The following is a 20,982-nucleotide window of genomic DNA, read 5'->3' on the forward strand; positions in this document are numbered from 1 at the left end:
GAGAGAATTTATGATTGAAGCAGTAATATTTGATTGGGCAGGTACGACTGTCGATTATGGCAGTTTGGCTCCAGTTATTGCGTTTAAAAAAGCTTTCAAAAAAGCTGGAATTGAATTAAGCGATGATGAAATCAGAGAAGATATGGGCATGGCCAAGTGGGATCATATCGGTAAGATCTTGCAGCTGGAAGATGTTCAAGATCAATGGAAGGAAATGTACTCCCGTACACCTAATACTGAGGATCGAAAGAAGATCTATGCTGATTTTCAAGAATCATTATTGCGCTATTTGAAAGATTACACGGAGTTGAAAACTGGAGTGTTGAAGACTTTTAATTACCTGAAAAATTATGGAATTAAAGTGGCCACAACTACCGGCTATACTGCGGAAATGATGGAGATCGTTCAGGATAAGGCAGCAGAATTAGGCTATGCACCAGATTTGGTAGTTACAGCTGAAGATGTTGATGGCGTTGGACGACCATCTCCAGCCATGATTCAATTCATTATGGACAAATTCAATATCGATGATCCTAGTAAAATAATCAAAGTTGGCGATACTTTGGTTGATATAGAAGAAGGACAAAATGCTGGCGTGAAAACGGTTGGGATAGTTGAAGGCAGTAGTTTGATGGGATTATCACAGGTTGAATTTAGTGAATTGAGTAATGACGAACAAATGGTTAAACGAAATGAAGCAAAACGTAAGTTTGAAGCGGTTAACGCTGACTTTGTGATTGACAGTATATTTGATTTAGTTCAAATTATTGAATATTTAAATGAATCGATGGATAAAAAATGGTAGAAAATTATTTACTTTTAACCCCCGGACCTTTGACGACAAGTTCAACAGTAAAACAGGCAATGAATTTTGATTATTGCACTTGGGATGAAGATTATAAAAAAATCACCCAGTCGTTTCGACATTCATTGTTGGAATTAGGCCAAGTTACGGCTGATGAATATACTGCTGTTCCCATTCAAGGTAGTGGAACTTATGGCGTAGAATCTGTCATTAGCTCAACTTTTACTTTGGATGATAAATTATTGATTGCCATCAACGGTGCCTACGGCAAAAGAATTAGTTAAATGGCAGATATTTATGGGATAGATCATGTTGATCTGGTAGTTGACGAAAGAGAACCAATTACTTTAGAAAAAGTAACGGAGTATCTTGATGAATATCCTGATATTACACATTTCGCAATGATTCATTGTGAAACTACCACAGGAATTTTAAATCCAATTGAAGAAATTATACCTTTCGTCCATGAACGTGGCATAGTGACGATTGTAGATGCTATGAGTAGTTTCGGTGGAATTCCAATTAATTTAAAAGCTGAAAAAATTGATTATTTGATCAGTAGTTCCAATAAATGTATTCAAGGTGTCCCAGGATTTTCGTTTGTTATTGCTAATAAACAATTATTAGAATCAACAAAAGGGTTGGCTCAGACCTTATCTCTTGATTTATATAGTCAATATGCGGAAATGGAACGTCATGATGGAAAGTGGCGCTTTACTTCACCAACGCATGTTGTACATGCCTTTGCACAAGCTCTCAAAGAACTATCTGAAGAGGGTGGTGTAATTGCACGTAACAAACGTTATTCCGACAACCAGAAGCATTTAGCCGAAGGGATGGAATCTCTAGGATTTAAAGTTCTAATTGATGAGAAGTATCAGTCACCAATTATTACATCCTTTATTTATCCGAGTGATGATTTTGATTTCAATCAGTTCTATCAAGAGTTGAAGCAAGATGGCTTTGTTATTTATCCAGGTAAAATCTCGCAAGTTCCAACTTTCCGTATTGGTAATATTGGTGAAGTTTATCCTGACGATATAACTAGATTATTGTCAGCAATTCAAACTATTATCACCAAATAAAAAAACAATCAGTTAAAGTCCAAATGCTGCTTAAAGTCTGATGACTTAAGTAGTTTGAACTTGCTGATTGTTTTTTTAATCTTCGGCGTTGTTTAATTTAAGCAGATTAGCTATTGAATCATAGTAACGTAGGTAAAGTAATTCTGAGCATTCCCACCAAGCACCTGCTAAAAGAGCACTGCCGAGAACATCGCTTAGATAATGTCCCCGTAAATATACTCTGGAAATGGCAACAATGATTAACCAAATTACCAACAAGATTTTAATGACTTGTTGAGTCGATGCATTTCGAATCATCGGTAGGATGAAAATAATTAAAGCTAAGATGACTAAGCTTGTTCCAAAAACATGGCCACTGGGGAAACTGTATCCCGAAGCTGGCAGCAATTTTGCTGTAGGACGAGGTCTTTTAACTGTGATTTTGACAAGGTAGGAAATGATATTACCACTAATCAATATAAATCCAATCCAAAGTCCGGCATCTTTTTTTCCGCTCCGATATAGGAAAATGGCGATAACTATTAAGTAAATTGCATCCATCGCAGGACTAGCCAAGGTGGTGATCATTGAGAACAGTTTCGTGTTGAAAGGAGAAACTAGACCTCCCAGAAGGTTTTGGGCTCCACCATCGATACTAGTGACAATTGAACTGTTCGTCAGAACTAATAGTTCTAAGAGAAAGAAAGCCACGATGTAGGCTGTGGCTAACCATTTGCGGTGATTTTTTGTTTTAAAAATCAAAATAAGAACTCCTTTGAAGCAGAATGTTAAGAAAACGATCCCTCAACATCTTCTTAAGGTTTGATTGTAATATTATTTTCATAATAATTACAGCAATTTACATATCATTTTAAAACAATTTTAATTGTACAAATAAATGCACTCTAAAATGATTTTAATGATATAATTTGTCTTACTAAAAAGGAGGCTTATGATGCTCACATTAATGGCAGCCAGTTCCAGCAGCTCAGCACCAATTTTACTTGCTGTTGGTGCGGCAATTCTCGTTATCATTTGGTTATTTATCAAAACGGGGATGGCACTACTTCATCATCCAATTATTGGAATTATCTTGATTCTCTTAGGAGTTTTAGGACTTTGGAATTATCTGATAATTGGGATTGGGGTAATTGTTGGGGGAATAGTTTTCTTGATTGCAGCACAATTCTTTAATAACTGATAATGTTCGAAGGTAGTTCAAAATAGCAACGTCTTTCGAGAATAAGTAGCAAGTAGCCTCTGATTTCAATATGAGATCAGGGGTTATTTATTTGTTCTGAATTCAAAAAATTGTTTTTCTACAGAAAGTAACTATCATAAAGGTCAAATTAATGGAGGTAAAAGTATGATGGCAATTATGATTGGCTTAATTATTGGCATTGGGTTGCCGATTCAAACTAGTATCAATACCAGATTAAGGCTTGCAGTCAAATCGCCATTTGTTGCCTCTTTAATCTCATTTCTTTTTGGTATGGTTTTCTTGGCTTTGCTGATTCTTATTCAAAAAAAGACTTTGTTCTTGTCTAGCCAAATGTTAATTCAGCAACCAATATGGATCTGGTTTGGAGGAATTTTAGGAGTTATATATTTGACCACTAATATTTTATTATTTCCTCATTTAGGAAGTATACAAACCGTCATTATGCCAATATTAGGTCAAATTTTGATGGGATTATTGATAGATAATTTTGGGTTTTTTGATTCTAAAGTGCAGCATCTAATGCCAATGAGGCTAGTAGGAGCGGGATTAGTTGTAATCGGTGTAGTAGGAGCCGTTTCTATTAATCAATTGTTGGCAAAACGCCAGAATAAAATTGCGTCATCCGTGAATAAGACACCGAACTTATGGCCTTATCGCTTAGTGGGAGTAATTGCTGGCATGGTCAGTGCTAGTCAGACTGCTATCAATGGTCATTTAGGTTTGATTTTAAACTCACCAATTAAAGCGGCCTTTATTTCTTTTGCTGTAGGTACCTTACTTTTAATAATTTTAGTGTTAATTTTGAGACCACAAGTAAGTTTAAATCAAGCTGGCGGTCGTAATCCTTGGTGGATGTGGTTTGGCGGTTTTATTGGAGCAGTATTTGTCTTGGGAAATGCTTATTTAGTGCCAATTTTAGGTACTGGTTTGGCCGTAGTGATTGTCCTAGTGGGGCTAATAATAGGCAGTTTGTTGATCGATCAATTTGGTTTGTTGGCCGCTCAAAAAAATACTGTAACTTTTGCTCAATTTTTAAGCCTTTTAGTCATGATTTTTGGAGTTGTCATAATTCGAGTGCTCTAGAATAAAAATCAATTAGTTGTATTTAAAGTTGGAATACTTCATGATAACGATTGCATAGAACATATTTATTTATGAATCCCTGAAAGGTAAAGTGAGTAAAATGACAAAAATGATAGCTGGACAAGCTTTAGTAAAAGTTTTGGAAGACTGGGGCGTTGACCACATTTATGGTGTTCCTGGTGGTTCAATCAATCATACCGTTGAAGGTTTATATTTAGAAAAAGATAAAATGAAATATATTCAAGTTCGTCATGAAGAAGTGGGCGCCTTGGCCGCTAGTGCTGATGCCAAATATACCGGAAAAATTGGTGTAGCTTTTGGTTCGGCTGGACCTGGAGCAACTCATTTGTTCAACGGATTATATGATGCCAAGATGGATCATGTTCCGGTTTTAGCTTTAGTGGGACAAGTGGGACAGGCAATTATGAACTTGAATTCATTCCAAGAGATGGATGAGATTCCCATGTTTGCGGATGTAGCCGTTTATAATCGTACTGTAACTAACGCTGAACAAATTCCCTATGTAATTAATCAGGCAATTCGTGAAGCATATCGTCAAAAAGGTCCTGCGGTGGTAATTTTACCTGAAAATTTAACTACTCAAGAGATTGATTATATTCCTACTAAAACTCCGAAAGTAGTTGAAAAAGCTTACACACAAACAATTAATCCAGAAGATATCAAGAATACTTTACAAATGCTCAAAGAAGCTAAACATCCTTTAGTTTACGCTGGTCGAGGTCTGTTAGGCGCCAAAGATCTACTAGCCAAATTCTCGGAACAGTTTAATCTACCAGTGCTGAATACCGTTCCCGCTACCGGGGTAATTAGCACTGATCATCCAAACTTTGTCGGAACATCAGGTCGTTTGGGCAGTAAACCTGGATTTGAGGCTGTTCATCATGCCGATCTGATTCTTCTCATTGGATCAGAGTTTCCTTTTGCTAGATCGTGGCCAAAGAATATCAAAGTTATCAACGTGAACGATAATCCATTTGATATTGGCAAAACAGTCGATGCTGACTATGCGGTGATTGCCGATGCCAAAACTTATTTGCAAAGTATGATCGATACCAAAGAAACTTTACCAGCAGGATTATGGTTAAAAGCGAACCAAGAAAATAAGGCTAACTGGAATCGCTGGCTTGATGAGCGTGCCAAGGATGACAGTCAAGGACTTAATGCCGAGACGGTCGTTAAGAAAATAGCTGAAATGGCTGGTCCTAATGATACTTATGGTGTTGATACGGGGAATGTCAGTGAATTCAGCGTTCGGGGACTGCCAATGAATCAGAATCAAAAATTTGCTATCTCTGGATTATTTGCCACAATGGGCTTTGGTTTGCCGGCAGGACTGGCAGGAGCATTGAGTTTCCCTGATGCACAAGCGTGGACTTTATCAGGTGATGGAGGCTTTTCAATGGTCGCACCAGACATCATTACTGAAGTTAGATATAATTTGCCGGTAATCAATGTAATACTTTCCAATGAAAGATTGGGATACATTTATTATGAACAAATAGCTACAAAACAACATCTGTACGGAGTTGACCTGACAGGTGCTGATTGGGCCAAAGTGACAGAAGGTCTTGGAGGAATTGGCTTTACAGTCAAGTCGATCAAAGATGTTGATGATGTGTTTGCCAAGATTAAAGACTTACAAGCTGCTGGCAATAAGAAACCAATTGTTGTGGACGCTCAGATTAGACAGATCGATCCGATTGCCACGAGTCTGGTTCAGCTAGATGCAAAGCTTTATGGTCAAGAGGCGGTCGACGCATATGCCAAGAGATATGAAATTGATCCTAAGACGCAACCAGCTTTAGGTGAATTATTACGAGCTCAAGGCGATAATGATTAATCGGCTTCATAATCAGTTTGAAATAGCTTAAAATGAAAGCGAGTCCTCGTTGACCCGCTTTTTTTAATATAATTTGAGGGATACTTATGTTGATTGAAAAAATTGAAGATTTGGCAAAAATGGTTGATCAAAAAGCAAGTAACTTTTTGGTTGCTGGGGCAGCGTTTGAATTTTGTGATGAAATCAGACGGTCTGAAATAATGGCTAGTGGCAATGAATGGTCGATCGTAACTACCCAAGGTTGGATGGCACTAGTTACGACTTTTAATCACAAGATTCACCGTGCTTTTATGAGTGCTGAAAAGATTAGCCGTGAAGATTTAAAAAAGCTGATCATTCGTGAATACATTATTAAGAAGACTAGTAATGCTGAGCAATATCAACTCGTTTTGAGAGCAAAAAAATAACGAACTCCGTTGATGGAGATCGTTATTTTTTTTAACCAAAGTTTCCAGAAACGTAATCTTCAGTTGGTTGGCGGTTAGGATTAGTGAAAATATTGACAGTTGAATTATATTCAATCACGTGTCCCAAGTGAAGAAAGGCAGTGTAATCACTAATTCGGGATGCTTGTTGAAGATTATGAGTAACGATGATGATAGTGTAATCTTTTTTCAAAGTCTGTAAGGTCTCTTCAATTTTAGAAGTTGAAATTGGATCAAGCGCACTAGCGGGTTCATCGAGTAACAAGATGTCTGGTTTCATGGCAATTGATCTAGCGATACAGAGTCTTTGCTGCTGACCACCGGAAAGGTCTAAAGCACTCGTATCAAGGTCATCTTTTACTTCATCCCACAAAGCAGCACCCTTTAAACTTGTTTCAACTCGTTCATCTAGTTCATGCTTATTTTTGACACCAGCATTTTTCAAAGCAATGGTAATATTTTCACGGATAGATTTGGCGAAAGGATTTGGCCGTTGAAAAACCATGCCGATATGTTGGCGAACTTCATAAACGTTGATTTTAGGACTGTTAATATCGAGGTCACGATACATGATTTCACCATCAACACGGGCGATACGGTCATTCATCCGATTTAAACAACGAAGTAAAGTCGACTTTCCACAACCGAAAGCACCAATCAAGGAAGTGATTTTATAACGGGCAAAATTTAAACTAGCGTCAAAAAGTGCATGATTGTCGCCATAATAGACCTGAAGGTTTTTAGCAGAGAGTGCTGTTTCTTCATTAATATCAGTAATGTATGAGTCGTTTAAGTTATATTCTTTCACAATTTAAGACCTCATTTCGAAGCAGTAATTTTACTGTAGAGTTTATTACCTAAGAAACGTGCTCCTAGGTTAAAAATCAAGATGACAATAATCAACACTGCTGAAGAGGCACTGGAGATAAGTGCTGAATCAGGGGTCACACTTTCAGTGTTAACTTTCCAAATATGAACTGCCAAAGTTTCAGCGGGACGCATTGGGTTTAAGAAACTGGTGGCAGAAAAGATGTTCCAGTTTGTATAGTCAACGGTTGGTGCACTTTGTCCAGCAGTGTAAATCAAGGCAGCGGCTTCACCAAAAATTCTACCAGCACTAAGGATCAACCCGGTTAAGATACCAGGTAAAGCTGCAGGCAAGACAATTTTAGTAGTTGTTCTCCATTGTGATAGGCCTAAAGACATCCCTGCTTCTCTTTGTAGGTCAGGCACATTGCGAAGTGATTCTTCAATATTACGTGTCAGTAATGGTAGATTGAAAAAGGTTAGAGCAATTGCTCCAGATAAGATGGAGAAACCTAGATTTAATTTGATAACGAAAACTAAGTAGCCAAATAGTCCAACCACAACTGATGGTAATGAACTTAAAACCTCGACACTGGTCCGGATCAAATTTGTAAACCAATTATCAGAAGCATATTCTGATAGATAAATACCGGCACCTAAACCGATTGGCAAGGAGACGATGACAGTCAGAACTAGGAGATATAGTGAATTGAATAATTGATCTCTGATACCTCCGCCGGCACTAAATGATTGTGCAGCGCTGGTTAGAAAATGCCAAGAAATATCAGGGACCCCATTGAAGAGAATATAACCCAAGAGGGCAATCAAAAGTAAAATGACGGCTGCAACGATTAGATGGATGATACCAGTTGCAATTTTGTCTATTTTTTTTGCATTCATTTAGAATTGACCTCTCTTTCCGATAAATTTAACGAGGAGATTTAAGAACAGTGACATCAATAATAAGATCAGAGCTAGTGACCAGAGAGCATTGTTTGGTAAAGTTCCCATAACCGTATTACCAATATCGGTAGTTAATTTACTGGTCAAAGTTGAAGCAGGTGAAATTAAGTTCTTAGGCATAAGAGCCGCATTACCGATGACCATTTGAACAGCGAGGGCTTCACCAAACGCTCTGGCCATTCCAAAGATAATGGCTGTTAAAATACCTGGGATAGCTGATCGTAAAATAACTTTGTAAATAGTTTGCCAACGAGTGGCACCTAGTGCCAATGAGGCTTGACGGTAGTAAAGAGGGACTGATTTTAAACTATCAACCGTCAATGAAGTGATAGTTGGTAAAATCATGACGAATAGCACTAAAGTACCAGCTAAGATACCAAAGCCAGTTCCGCCAAAGATTCCCCGGATGAAGGGAACGATTACGGAAAGACCGATGAATCCGTAAACAACTGATGGGATTCCAACTAATAATTCGATCACAGGCTGTAAAATTTTGGTTCCTCGTTTGCTTGAAAACTCAGCCATGAAAATGGCAACTCCTAAAGCAAAAGGTGTGGCTAAAAGAGCAGCTAACAAAGTGACGCTGAATGAAGTAACGATCATTGGTAGCGCACCTACGTCAGGATTACCTTTTGCATCTGTTGCTCCCGGATTCCAATTAGATTTGGTTAAGAAATCGAAAACACGTACATGGTTTTGAGTAAAAGTTGCTAAACCTTTAGAAGCGATGAAATAGAGGATACAAGCGACTAATAGAATAATTAAACCAATGCAAAGATAACAAATTCCTTTTCCAAAGTAGTCTTGAAAAGTGGCTTTGGATTTCGTCTGTAACTTTTTTTGAATGTGATCCATGGGGAATCACTCCTTTATTATAAAAAAAGAACCTTAACCAAGATCAGGCAAGGTCGAAGTTCTTTTCGCAATTATTTATTTTGAACTAACTGTTCCTTTTGAATCTTTTTGAACTTTCATATTGTGGATGCTGATGTAGCCCATGTCTTTAACTAATGAATCTTGAACATCTTTTGAGTTCATATAGTCAAGGAATTTTGAAGTTGCAGCATCAGGCTTACCATTTGTATACATATGTTCATATGACCAAATCTTCCATTTGTTTGATTCAACGTTATCGTCAGTTGGTTTTACTTTGTCGATAGAAATTGCTTGAATCTTATCAGTAATGTATGAGAATGCTAGATAACTTACGGCACCAGGAGTACTTTGAACAATCTTTTGAACTGTACCATTTGAATCTTGTTCTTGTGACTTAACTGCTTGATCACCTTTTAATACAGCAGCTTCAAAAGTTGCACGTGTACCACTACCTTTGGCACGGTTGATAACTGTGATTGTTTCATCCTTACCACCAACTTCTTTCCAGTTAGTGATTTTACCTGTAAAGATTTGTTTTACTTGGTCCATTGTTAGGTTCTTAACGTTGGCGTCTTTATTAACTACAGGAGCCATACCAACAACGGCAACCTTATGATCAACTAATTTCTTTGAATCAATACCTTGCTTTTCTTCAGCAAAAATATCGGAATTACCAATTGTTACTGACTTGTCTTGAACTTGGCTCAAACCTGTACCAGAGCCACCACCTTGAATTGTGATATTGACCTTACTGTTGTTCTTTTGGAAATTAGAAGCAGCTTTTTCAACTAAAGGTTGTAAAGCAGTTGAACCAACGGCAGTGATTTTACCAGAAACTGCACTACTTGTGTCCTTTGATGATGAAGAGCTACTCTTGCTATTATTACCACAGCCGGTTAAGACCAGCATTAAGGCGGCTACACCTAAAATTAATGAAATAATAGTTTTCTTTTTCATATTTAAGACCCCTATTCAAATTGTTGTTGATAAATTTTTTTATCTATTCTATCGAACACTTTAATAATAAGTGGAGTGTGTATAAAAAATGTTTATTTAATGTAAAGTTATTGTAAAGTGTGAATAAAATATACATACAATATGTAAACTTGCAAATGTAAGAAAGCAGGGGAACATGTATTATAAAAACATTTGTATCACGGTATATTGAAAGACAATAGTTAATTTGGGCAATGTAAATGACCAACTATATTTACATTGTTATAATCAAATTGTGATGTGGCTGTGGTTAGTGTTTATTTCAAGAATCTGTAAATTAAAGACAGCTTGAATTTTAATATTGTATAAGTTCAGCCCTGCAATATTAAATGCCAGGAAGGAAGTAGGGAACATGCAACCACTTGTATTGCTTAGCAATAAACTATCACTCTTTATTGAGATCAATGATTACTTCAATAACCAAGGCTGGTTTATTCGTAATATTACCGATCCAAGAGAAGTTGAAAAATTAGTTGAAAAAGAAAATATCGCTGGCTTATTATGGGATTTTTCGATTGCTGATTTAAAACAATCCTTGAAAATTTTGAAGTCAGTCCGCAGTAAAATTTCTGGTCCGATCATTGTTTTAGCACCTGCCAAAGAAAAGAAGCGCCGCTCATTGTTTTATAACATCAATATCGACAGTTTCATCACAAAGCCATTTGAATATCCCGAAATAGTTGCGAAAGTCAAACAGTTATTCTGGGTTTATGATAAATTTTCAATCAATCAGGATTCATCGACGGCAACTCAGCGAGAACTCAAGCGAGATACCGTTAAGTTCAACGATATCGTGATTGATTTCAAGCACTATCGAGTGACACATAATGGTTATGATCTGGGTCTAACGCCCAAAGAATTTAGTTTATTCTGGTATTTAGTTCAACATCGGGGCAAGGTCATGAGTCGTGATCAATTATTAGAAGGCGTCTGGGGATATGATTCGGCAGGGTCTAGTCGTACGGTCGATATTCATATTAGTCATCTGCGGGATAAGTTAGCTGAACGTTCAAAATTTCAAGATTGTATTAAAACAGTTCGGGGGTTTGGATATGTATTAGATAATGATTATCCTTTGGTGTCTGGAGGCTGAATCCATTAGTTTTAGATGTGTTCTTAAACTAAGTTATTTAATATCATGAAAACACAAGAGGCGGTACCAACTGAAAATCTTCAGTTAGTACCGCCTCTTTTTTTATTATCGAGCCATTTTTAGACGAATCAATTTATCGATCTCAGTAATAATCAATACAATTGCTCCGGCAGCAATAGCCATAGCCCATTCAGTTAAACCGATTGCTCCAGTGGAGAAGATCTCTTGCATAAATGGTACATAAGTTAAAATCAACTGCAAGATCAGCATCAAACCAACGAAGACAAAGACTTTCGAATTGGAGAATAGTTCTTTGGATAAAGCTAGTTTAGGAGTTCTGATATTGAATAGGTAGAAGATCTTACCAATGATCAAAGTGTTAACCATTGTCGTACTAGAAATGATTTCGCTGACGCCTTGATTATTTAAATAAATATCAATTATTAAACTGACGGCAGCGATCAAAAGCGCTACGTAAGTCATCTGGAAAACGTCATGACGATTCATCAATTTACTACCAGTTTTACGTGGCTTTCGTTTCATGATTCCAGCTTCAGCCGGTTCAAAAATTAAGGCAAATTGAATTGTGATGGCTGAAACCATATTGATCCACAATAATTGGGTCGGTTGGAGAGGAATTTCTTGTTTGGTCAATATCGCATAAGCAACGATCAGACCTTCAGAGAAAGAAATTGGTAGAAGATAGAGAATACTTTTCTTAATATTGTCAAAGATTCTTCGACCTTCTTTAATGGCAGAAGACATTGTAGCAAAGTTGTCATCTGTCAAAATCATATCTGCAGAGTCTTTGGCCACGTCGGTACCTTTGATACCCATGGCCACACCGATGTCAGCTCGTTTTAAGGCGGGAGCATCATTGACGCCATCACCTGTCATAGCAGTGACCTTGTTATTCTTTTGCAAAGCTTCGATGATTTCTAACTTGTTGCTAGGTGTTGTCCGAGCAAAGACTTGGTTGTTGTCAGCAGCTTGGATACGTTCTTCATCTGAAAGAGCATCCCATTGTGGACCAGTGATTGCATGGATCTCATCAGCAAGTCCTAATTTTTCACCAATTGATTTTGCAGTTATGGCATTATCACCAGTGATCATTTTTACTTGCACCCCAGCGCCACGCATAACTTTCAGTGATTCAATCACTTCTTCACGTGGTGGGTCGATGATAGCAGCGATACCTAAGAAGTTTAATCCATCGAGGATCATTTCGTGAGTAACTTCATTGGCATCTTTAGGAGCTGGTTCATAACCTACGGCAATAACTCGTTTACCTTCGGCTGAGAACTGTTGAACTTTATCTAACCAGTAATCGTAGTTAAATGAACTATCTTGTTTTTGAGCCATCTCTAACAACTTATCCGGTGAACCTTTTACAAAGAGGAATCGCTGTTGGTTTTTATCTTGAACTATTTTCCCGATGTAACGATAATCCGAATCGAATGGCAAAATATCGATTTCTTGGTAAGGATTCTCTTGTTCGTAAGGGAAGACTTTGTGATATAGGGTCAAGAAGGCACCATCAGTTGGTTCACCGTTGATGAGCCATTGATCATTTTCATGCAGTAAAGTTGTATCATTGGCTTGGTAGCCAGCTTCTAAGAATAGTTTCAAACGGTCATTGATTGTTGCGGGCTGGTTATTTTGAATGATTTTACCATTAGGCTGATAACCTGTTCCTGTAACTTGATAAATTTGGTCGTCAACAAGAATATCGGTAACTGTCATTTCATTTTTCGTTAAGGTACCAGTCTTATCGGTTGCCACCACGTCCACTGATCCAAGCGTTTCGACAGCTGGAAGTGTTTTGACGATAGTATTTTGACGCTTAGCCATGTCACTGACACCTTTAGCTAAAATAACTGAGGTTGTCGCTGGCATTCCTTCGGGAATCGCACCAACCATCATGGCCACGACTGCCAAGGATAATACAGGTAGAGAATATGTATCAAAGATCAATCCAATGATAAAAATTACCACTGAGGCCGCTACGATAAAGTACGAAACATTCGTTCCTAAACGGTCGATGATTTGCATCAACGGTGTTTTTCGTTGTTTAACGGCACTAACATCACTAGAGATCTTACCAATTTCAGTATCTTTAGCAGTAGCGATGACGATTCCACTACCACTACCATTAGTTACGGCAGTTGAGGCAAAGGCCATATTTCTTTGTTCTGCTAACGGTACTTCTTGGGACAGAGCTTCAGAAATTTTGACAACGGAGTCCGATTCACCTGTTAAAGCCGATTCTTGAATACGTAAGTTGTCGGAATCAATGATTCTTAAATCAGCTGGGACATTGTCGCCGGCTTCCAAAAAGACTGTATCGCCAACAACTAATTCTTCAGCGGGAACATCTTTTCTTTGTCCGTCACGATAAACGGTTGCCTCAATCGACAGCATTTGTTTAATTTTGTCCAGAGCGTCAGATGCGTTAGATTCTTGATAATAGCCAATAATCGCGTTGATGATAACTACCAAGAAAATAATGATCGAGTCGGAATAGTGGTGCATTAACAAGGTAATGATCGTTGCCGCAATTAAGACATAGATCACCATATTGTTGAATTGACGGAAGAAAATCTTCCACTTTGGCGTTTTTTGAGCTTCTAATTTATTTGGACCATTTTCTTCCAAGCGTTTTTGAGCTTCAGAAGTTGTTAATCCATCTTTAAATTCGTTTGTGTTATATCTTTCTTTTAAATTGTTAAATCCTAATTGATAGGGTTTTGGTTTCAATTGACATCTCCTCGTTTGTTTTTTAGGTTAAAAAAAAGCGCATTGCTAAAAAGTAATGTGCCAAACTCAGCTTCGAAGTCGATGCAAGAAATATATAAGATTCGTTTTCAGTTACTTTTCACTCCCTCAAGTATGTGTAGCTATAAAGATAACAGCTCTTATACATTATGTCAATATTAAAGAAACAATTAGATTTTTATAATGATACTTTTACTTCGGAATATACCAATCAGAAAATGGGATAGGCCAATAACTTTTTGAAAACGTTTAACTATCTTACATGACACATGAATTCATTAAAAACTATTGTTATCTACGAAGTATACCAGTATGATTGGATTCGTTAGAAAAAAGTTCTAATTAAGGGAGGAAAATAGGAAAATGAAAACCTATCTTCAAAGAATGGGCCGATCGCTTCAATTGCCAGTCGCAGTTTTACCAGCGGCAGCGCTATTAGAAGGTATTGGCCACTGGCTACCACAAAACTGGTCAATTGCACAGTTCTTACAAGTTGGTGGTACCGCCATTCTTAGTCAGTTGGCTTTGTTATTCGCGGTTGGTTTATCAATTGGAATGGCGAAAGTCAAAGATGGTGCAGCAGCGATGGCGGGGGTCGTTGCTTATATCGTGCCAATTTATGTTTTAGCACCGCAACAAGTAGCCCTCTTGAAGGGAATTAAAGTTAGTCAAGTTGATTCAGCTTTTAATGCTATCGCTGGAAATGTTTTTATTGGTATTATTGCTGGTTTGATTGCGGCAGCTTTATTTGATCGCTTTCATGAGACAAAGTTGCCAATGGCCTTGTCCTTTTTCAGTGGCAAACGCCTGGTACCTATCTTGGCTACTTTGGTAATGTTGATTATTTCAGTAATTTTATTATTCGTCTGGCCTGTATTATATGGAGCATTGATCTCCTTTGGTAAATTTATTGTCAACCTTGGCTGGATCGGTGCCGGATTATTTGGTTTCTTCAACCGTTTGTTGATTCCAACAGGATTGCATCAAGCGTTGAACCAAGTATTCGAGTTTAATATTGCGGGTATCAATGATATTGGTAATTTCTGGGCCAACAAAGGAACCAGAGGTGTAACCGGAATGTATCTAGCTGGATATTTCCCGGTAATGATGTTTGGTTTGCCTGCTGGTGCCTTAGCCATCTATAAAAATGCCTTGCCAGAACATAAGAAAACTACGGCTGGTTTGATGTTGGCTGGAGCCTTCGCTTCATTCTTTACTGGTGTTACCGAACCCTTAGAATTTTCATTTATGTTTGTTGCTTGGCCATTGTACGTAATTCATGCGGTCTTTACTGGTTTATCAATGGCTTTTGCTGCTTTTATGCACTGGACGGCTGGGTTTACTTTCAGTGCCGGATTAGTCGATTATATTTTAAGTTTCCATATGCCGATTGCAAATAAACCTTACATGTTGTTAGTGCAAGGTTTAGTCATGGCAGTTATTTATTACTTTGGTTTTGACTTTGCAATTCGGAAATTCAATCTGATGACTCCCGGTCGTGAGCCAGTGACCGAAGATAATTCTGTAGTAGCAGAAGTTTCAACTTCTTCAGCTGATGATAAATACATGATCATGGCTAAGAAGATTTATGCCGGTATCGGTGGTCATGATAATATTAGTGTTATCGACAATTGTACGACTCGTTTGCGTTTACAATTAAAGGATACGACTAAAGCCAACAAGGCTCAGATTATGAGTGCAGGTGTTGCCGGAGTAAATGTTTTAGATAAAGTTAATATTCAAATTGTCGTTGGAACGGAAGTTCAATTCGTAGCGGATGCTTTGAGTAAACTTTTTGCTGAAAATGCTCAAGTTGACCAAGCAAAGACAACTGAGTCCAAAGCAAAACCTCAAGCCGCTCCTGAATCTGACGTCAAGTCGGGAGAAACAGAAATCTTTTACAGTGTTGCCAACGGTCAAGTTGAAGACATTGAACAAGTAAGCGATCCAACTTTTGCACAAAAGATGTTGGGTGATGGCTATGCAGTGATTCCAACAGATGGTAAAATCACTGCTCCTGTTGACGGAACTATCACAACCATTTTTCCAACTAAACATACCTTAGGTATTAAGACGGCCGCTGGTTTGGAAGTCTTAGTTCATATGGGAATTGATACAGTTCAATTAAAAGGTGAACCTTTTGAAATCAAAGTTCAAGAAGGTCAAGTGGTTAAACATGGTGACCAATTAGCCCAGGTTGATTTAGATAAAATTAAGCAAGCTAAAAAAGCCACTGACATGATGGTGATCGTCACCAACATGCCAGCAGTTGCTTATATGAAATTTACTTTCAATGACCAAAATCGTGATGATAATGTTGCGGTACTAAAAGTCACTACAAAATAGTTGTTACACCCTTCATGATCCATTAAAAAAATAAATTTTTGATTAATTCCAAGTAGAATTCAACTTTTCTACTTGGATTTTTTTGTCTGAAATGTTAGAAGAATTTGGCAACAAAAAAGCAACCCAGCTTTTAATAGGCCAGGATGCTCAAGTGACTAATAAATTAAGTTGTTAATTTCTGTTCACTAACCTAAGAATTCAAAGACATCTTTACGATTGTACAGATGCAAGATTTTTTCCAGTAAGAATTGCAAAACAATTGCGACAATGACTGGTACGATAATCCAACTGATCAATAAGAGAATTACATTGAGACCGGCTTCTAATGAAGCTAATGGACCCACGAGTCCGACTAAACCAAAACCAGCCGAGGCAGGAGTTCCCGAAATATTGAATAGAGCGACTGGAATGGCAGAAATTGCGGCAGTGATGAGACAAGGAACTAAAATGATTGGTTTTCTAAAGAGATTAGGCATCATCATTTTCATAGCACCTAAAGCAATTGCAATTGTGACACCTGGTTTATTAACTCGCCAAGAATTTACTACTAAAACGATGGTTGTGGCAGCTACACCCATAGCAGCTGCACCAGCAGAAATACCGTTTAACTGAATTGCCATACCGATAGCAACGGTTGAAATCGGTGAAATGATCAAGGTAGCAAAAGCACAACTGATCAAGATACACATGAAGATTGGTTGCAAGTTAGTGAAAGAATTTATCCCATCACCAATGGCCTTGGTAATATCAGTTACGAATGGATAGAGATAAAAGCCAATTAATCCAGCCCCGACACCGACAACGATAGGTGTTAAAACGATTGCGACCGAACCAAATTTCTCGCCGATCAAAAGGATCATCCCTACGGCAATGGAGGCTGTCAACATCGTATTGATAATATCGCCTGTACCGGCACCAATATATGCTTGAGCTTTCTCGTTAAATTTAATAACACCAGAACCAACGAAGGAAGCTCCACCAACTACCATCATCGGCATTGGTTTGAAACCAAATTGCAGCGCAATCAACGCTCCAATCAAAAGTGGTGTTCCTAGTTGAAAAATGAGTGCCATTTGTCCAATGGCTACGGCAAAAGGATTATTGCCAAAAATTTTTAGGATAGCAGCTAAAACAGCGTTTGGAATCAATCCAATGATAATACCAGTAGCGGTTCCAGATAGAACTTTGTTGAGAAATACTTTTGCTGTTAGTTTGTTATTCATAATAAATCCCCTTGTTAGTTAACTATTTAGCGCCTAGAATATCTTCTTTACAGTGAATCAATTGTGTTAATAAGTCACAATATGGAGTAGGCAATTGGTATTTTTTACCTTTTTTAGAAACAGCACCGTTAATATAATCAATTTCCGTCAAACGGTGGTTGTTGATCAAGTCTTGATACATTGATGGGTAATGTTTACCGATCGTCTCTGGATCAAAACAAGATTCAACATGTTCAACAACTTCTTTGGTATCTAAGTTGACCCCTTCAGCTTGGGCGACGGCCGCAAATTCATTGACGACTGTTACTACGATATCGTGAGCTGGTTTTGTTGCTCCAAATTCAGCCATGTTGACATCGAGTAGGGTGCAAAGACAATTCATCGTGCCATTGACGCAAGCCTTACGATAGATTGAATAATGAATATTATCGGAATATTTGGCATTCAAACCAGACTCTGAAAGGACCTCAGCCAATTTCTGAGCGGCAGTTTCTTGACCCTGACCAAGATTTTGCAATTCAACTGAACCATTGCCGAATAATTTTACTTGTCCTGGACCAACCAAGCCAGCTGTCCACATAGTGTTTCCGATAAAGATATTTTTCATAGGGATGTACTTTTCGATCGTATCTTCATGTCCAATACCGTTCAATAGACAAAGAATCTTCGTATCTTCTGAAATTAGTGGCTTGATATCTTGCAACATTTTATCCAGCTGCATGGACTTAGTGAATAAAATAATTAAATCAGCTTTTTTGGTTGCTTGAATGTCAGCTTGAAGCATAACGGGAATATTGACCGTGATGTCCTCACCGTTGAAGTTGGCTTTTAGACCATGTTCTTTAATGGCGTTGACGTGATCAGGCCAACCGTCGACAAGTGTTACATCATTGCCGCCTTTGTGGAGCATGATTCCAAAACGGCTACCCATAGCACCCGCACCCGCGATAATTACTTTCATAGTTTTTTCTCCTTAGATTTAATGTAAGTTCATTATACTTGATTCAATGTGAAAAAAGCTACAAACATTTATGTCACTATTGACTAAAACGTTTTCAAATGTTAGATTATGTTTGAAATAAACATAAGCAAACATGGGGGAACAGCATGAGTTCATTAACAGAATTTCAAAAATTAAATCCAGAATACAAGATCCTCTCAATTGATGATCCAGATTTCAAAAAGTACGGTAAAGTTTATACAAATTACGATATTAAAGAAGTAACTGACTTTATGGATAAGAATGTTAAAATTTCTAGTCCAGCAAACTTCTACACACCATCGAACAAAGGATTAGAAGCAATTCCAGTTATTCAAGAAATGGGCCGGGATATTTACGCTAACTTGCCAATTGAAGCTGGTGAATGCACTGGTCAATCAACAAACTTCTCCGCCATCGAATATCACCAAGGTAGCGAAACTAATATTATGTTGACTGATGTGATCATGGTCTTGGGTCAACGTTCAACACTTGATACAAAAGGTGAATACAGTCCTAGTGAAGATGGACAAACATTCTTTGTTCCCGCTGGTACAGTAGTTGAATTTTACAGTTCAACTTTGCACTATGCACCAATCAAAGTTCATGATTCAGGCTTTTCAATCATCGTTATGTTGATCAAAGGCTCAAATGAAGAACTTCCAGCTGACTTCAAGAGTGATAACAAACGGATCGTTAAACAAAACAAATTTCAATTAGTAGATCCTAGTCGTAAAGACAAGATTGCTATTGGGGTTCAAGTTGGTTTGACTGGTAAATTGATCGAAATGACACCATTAGATAAATAGAAAACTGAAAAAACTCATCAACTTATATTAAAAAAAGTTGATGAGTTTTTTTATGCTACTTATATAAAGCAGTTAATTGTGAACAACAATTTTGCCGATCATATGATTAGTTTCGACCAATTGATGGGCTAATTTGAGATTTTTAACGTTGATCGGCGTCAATTCTTTCGTCAAAGTACTCTTAATAATACCTGTATCTAGTAATTCGGAAACTTTGTCCAATATCTGGTGCTGTGTGATCATGTCGGGTGTTTGATAATAAGATTTTGAATACATCCATTCCCAGACAAAAGTAGCTCTTTTTTTGGTCAACCTTTTCAAATTAATGGGACGTTTATTTTCGGTTATTGAGGTGATACGACCACCCGGTTTGATCAATTCGGCCATTTCACTCCAATGTCCATCGAGATCGTTCAATTCTAAAATATAATCAACGTATTTATATCCTAATTGATGGACTTCTTTTACTAAATCACGACGATGATTGACAGTTTGATCAGCGCCGTGTTCTTTCACCCAACGAATCGTTTCAGGACGGGAAGCACTGGCAATAACATTTAGACCTGCCAAATGGGCAAGTTGAGTAGCAATTGAGCCGACGCCACCAGAACCGTTGATGATCAAAATAGTCTTGCCTTGGTTATCAGCTTGATAGTCGATCGCTAGTTGCTCAAACAAGGCTTCCCAGGCAGTTAAAGATGTTAATGGCATAGCTGCAGCTTGTGCAAGTGAGATGTTTTTTGGAGCCCGACCAGTAATGCGCTCATCAACTAGTTGGTATTGACTGTCGCTACCAGGACGAACGAATGAGCCGGCATAGAAGACTTGGTCGTCAGGTTGGAAGAGACTCACTTCTTCGCCGATAGCTACGACCGTTCCCACTGCATCCCAGCCAATAATTTTAGGCCGCTGCAAGACCCCATGACCAGATTTTCTAACTCCGACATCGACCGGATTGACGGAAACAGCTTGAACTTTAACCAAAAGATCATGTCCTTTGGCGGTAGGAGTAGGTGTTTCAAATTCGATCAAACTGTTTGGATCTGTGATTTTCAAATGTTCCTTAAAACCGATTGCTTTCATATCACTAACTTCCTTTCAACTAAAATTCTAGATTAATTTAGTTTAGAAACAATTCTGAATAATTTGTGAGTAGTTACAAATTATTCAGTAGTCGAAATATTTGTAAAAGAATCGTGGTCATTGTAATTTAGTATTATTAATAAAAGGTAGGTTTTCACATGCAAAGACACATTTATGACTGTCAAACTGGCTGTCCGGTCGAAAGCACATTGCAATTTATCGCTGGTAAATGGAAGAGTGTGATCTTGTACCACTTATATATAGAAGAAACTTGTCATTTTGGACAGTTAAATCGTGAAATTTCGGCCTGCTCACAACGAATGTTGGCTCTGCAATTAGGGGAGTTAGAGCAAGATGGAATCGTGAAGAAAACTACTTACCAGACTAAGCCGCTGAAGACTGATTATACGTTGACAGAATTTGGTAAAAGTTTACAACCAGTCATCATGGCAATGGCAAAATGGGGAGAACAGTATAATAAAATAGCAAGTACAAAAGTAGGCGACTAAGGGTCGTCTATTTTTGTGGTTTCAGTAGGTTAATTTAATATGTATTCATTAAAAAAATTTTTT

Annotated in this window: 18 protein-coding genes and 1 pseudogene; 10 read left to right on the forward strand and 9 right to left on the reverse strand. The window is 37.8% G+C overall.

Translation table 11 applies throughout. The features are described from left to right. Nucleotides 1-10: 10 nt before the first annotated feature. Together phnX and phnW are read left to right on the forward strand one after the other, a co-directional pair. A complete protein-coding gene (phnX, locus tag ACYT32_RS10145) occupies nt 11-805 on the forward strand; it encodes a phosphonoacetaldehyde hydrolase (RefSeq protein WP_395265992.1) in 795 nt (264 codons plus the stop codon). Then, a pseudogene (phnW, locus tag ACYT32_RS10150) lies at nt 799-1,890 on the forward strand (2-aminoethylphosphonate--pyruvate transaminase). Before phnX ends, phnW begins: the two are co-directional and overlap by 7 nt. Nucleotides 1,891-1,965: 75 nt before the next feature. Here the strand turns inward: phnW and ACYT32_RS10155 are convergent. After that, on the reverse strand, nt 1,966-2,631 hold the full coding sequence (locus tag ACYT32_RS10155; RefSeq protein WP_395265993.1) for a phosphatase PAP2 family protein: 666 nt from the start codon (nt 2,629-2,631) through the stop codon (nt 1,966-1,968). 193 nt (nt 2,632-2,824) lie between these two features. On the opposite strand from ACYT32_RS10155, the gene ACYT32_RS10160 reads away from it, so the two are divergent. The 4 genes from ACYT32_RS10160 (at nt 2,825) to ACYT32_RS10175 (ending at nt 6,442) form a co-directional block, all read left to right on the forward strand. Next, nucleotides 2,825-3,070, forward strand: coding sequence for a hypothetical protein (locus ACYT32_RS10160; RefSeq protein WP_461793442.1), 246 nt, complete (start codon nt 2,825-2,827; stop codon nt 3,068-3,070). A gap of 165 nt (nt 3,071-3,235) precedes the next feature. Further along, on the forward strand, nt 3,236-4,174 hold the full coding sequence (locus ACYT32_RS10165) for a DMT family transporter (RefSeq protein WP_395265995.1): 939 nt from the start codon (nt 3,236-3,238) through the stop codon (nt 4,172-4,174). Nucleotides 4,175-4,274: 100 nt separating this feature from the next. Next, the gene (locus ACYT32_RS10170) at nt 4,275-6,035 is read left to right on the forward strand and encodes a thiamine pyrophosphate-binding protein (RefSeq protein ID WP_395265996.1); all 1,761 of its coding nucleotides are present in this window, start codon (nt 4,275-4,277) and stop codon (nt 6,033-6,035) included. A gap of 86 nt (nt 6,036-6,121) precedes the next feature. After that, the gene (locus ACYT32_RS10175) at nt 6,122-6,442 is read left to right on the forward strand and encodes a hypothetical protein (RefSeq protein ID WP_395265997.1); all 321 of its coding nucleotides are present in this window, start codon (nt 6,122-6,124) and stop codon (nt 6,440-6,442) included. Nucleotides 6,443-6,473: 31 nt separating this feature from the next. On the opposite strand, the gene pstB is transcribed toward ACYT32_RS10175, so the two are convergent. From pstB to ACYT32_RS10195, 4 genes are all read right to left on the reverse strand, one after another. Continuing rightward, nucleotides 6,474-7,268, reverse strand: a complete 795-nt coding sequence (pstB, locus tag ACYT32_RS10180) for a phosphate ABC transporter ATP-binding protein PstB (protein ID WP_395265998.1) — start codon at nt 7,266-7,268, stop codon at nt 6,474-6,476. Between the two features lie 11 nt (nt 7,269-7,279). Then, entirely contained in the window at nt 7,280-8,167 is an 888-nt protein-coding gene (pstA, locus tag ACYT32_RS10185; protein ID WP_395265999.1) for a phosphate ABC transporter permease PstA, read from the reverse strand. Next, nucleotides 8,168-9,085: a phosphate ABC transporter permease subunit PstC gene (pstC, locus tag ACYT32_RS10190; protein WP_395266000.1), complete on the reverse strand. Its 918-nt coding sequence runs from the start codon at nt 9,083-9,085 to the stop codon at nt 8,168-8,170. A gap of 75 nt (nt 9,086-9,160) precedes the next feature. Beyond that, entirely contained in the window at nt 9,161-10,063 is a 903-nt protein-coding gene (locus ACYT32_RS10195) for a phosphate ABC transporter substrate-binding protein PstS family protein (RefSeq protein ID WP_395266001.1), read from the reverse strand. A gap of 391 nt (nt 10,064-10,454) precedes the next feature. Here ACYT32_RS10195 and ACYT32_RS10200 point away from each other — a divergent pair, with 391 nt between their 5' ends. Then, nucleotides 10,455-11,195: a winged helix-turn-helix domain-containing protein gene (locus ACYT32_RS10200; protein WP_395266002.1), complete on the forward strand. Its 741-nt coding sequence runs from the start codon at nt 10,455-10,457 to the stop codon at nt 11,193-11,195. A gap of 105 nt (nt 11,196-11,300) precedes the next feature. Here ACYT32_RS10200 and ACYT32_RS10205 read toward each other — a convergent pair whose 3' ends face one another. Further along, complete coding sequence (locus tag ACYT32_RS10205; RefSeq protein ID WP_395266003.1) at nt 11,301-13,952, reverse strand: HAD-IC family P-type ATPase; 2,652 nt, start codon at nt 13,950-13,952, stop codon at nt 11,301-11,303. A gap of 381 nt (nt 13,953-14,333) precedes the next feature. Between ACYT32_RS10205 and nagE the strand changes: the two genes are divergently transcribed. Further along, nucleotides 14,334-16,316 carry an N-acetylglucosamine-specific PTS transporter subunit IIBC gene (nagE, locus tag ACYT32_RS10210; protein ID WP_395266004.1) on the forward strand — a complete coding sequence of 661 codons (1,983 nt, stop codon included), beginning with the start codon at nt 14,334-14,336 and terminating at the stop codon, nt 16,314-16,316. A gap of 185 nt (nt 16,317-16,501) precedes the next feature. On the opposite strand, the gene ACYT32_RS10215 is transcribed toward nagE, so the two are convergent. Together ACYT32_RS10215 and ACYT32_RS10220 are read right to left on the reverse strand one after the other, a co-directional pair. Beyond that, complete coding sequence (locus ACYT32_RS10215) at nt 16,502-17,539, reverse strand: PTS sugar transporter subunit IIC (protein ID WP_395266005.1); 1,038 nt, start codon at nt 17,537-17,539, stop codon at nt 16,502-16,504. A gap of 22 nt (nt 17,540-17,561) precedes the next feature. Continuing rightward, nucleotides 17,562-18,500 (reverse strand): 2-dehydropantoate 2-reductase, encoded by a 939-nt coding sequence (locus tag ACYT32_RS10220; RefSeq protein WP_395266006.1) that lies wholly within the window; start codon nt 18,498-18,500, stop codon nt 17,562-17,564. 146 nt (nt 18,501-18,646) lie between these two features. Here ACYT32_RS10220 and ACYT32_RS10225 point away from each other — a divergent pair, with 146 nt between their 5' ends. Beyond that, the gene (locus ACYT32_RS10225; RefSeq protein WP_395266007.1) at nt 18,647-19,327 is read left to right on the forward strand and encodes a DUF4867 family protein; all 681 of its coding nucleotides are present in this window, start codon (nt 18,647-18,649) and stop codon (nt 19,325-19,327) included. A gap of 72 nt (nt 19,328-19,399) precedes the next feature. Here the strand turns inward: ACYT32_RS10225 and ACYT32_RS10230 are convergent, their stop codons facing one another. Then, nucleotides 19,400-20,410, reverse strand: coding sequence for a zinc-binding alcohol dehydrogenase family protein (locus ACYT32_RS10230; protein ID WP_395266008.1), 1,011 nt, complete (start codon nt 20,408-20,410; stop codon nt 19,400-19,402). Between the two features lie 158 nt (nt 20,411-20,568). Between ACYT32_RS10230 and ACYT32_RS10235 the strand changes: the two genes are divergently transcribed. Then, nucleotides 20,569-20,919, forward strand: coding sequence for a winged helix-turn-helix transcriptional regulator (locus ACYT32_RS10235; RefSeq protein WP_395266009.1), 351 nt, complete (start codon nt 20,569-20,571; stop codon nt 20,917-20,919). The last annotated feature ends 63 nt before the right edge of the window (nt 20,920-20,982 follow it).

It is taken from the genome of Companilactobacillus sp. FL22-3, assembly GCF_054881455.1.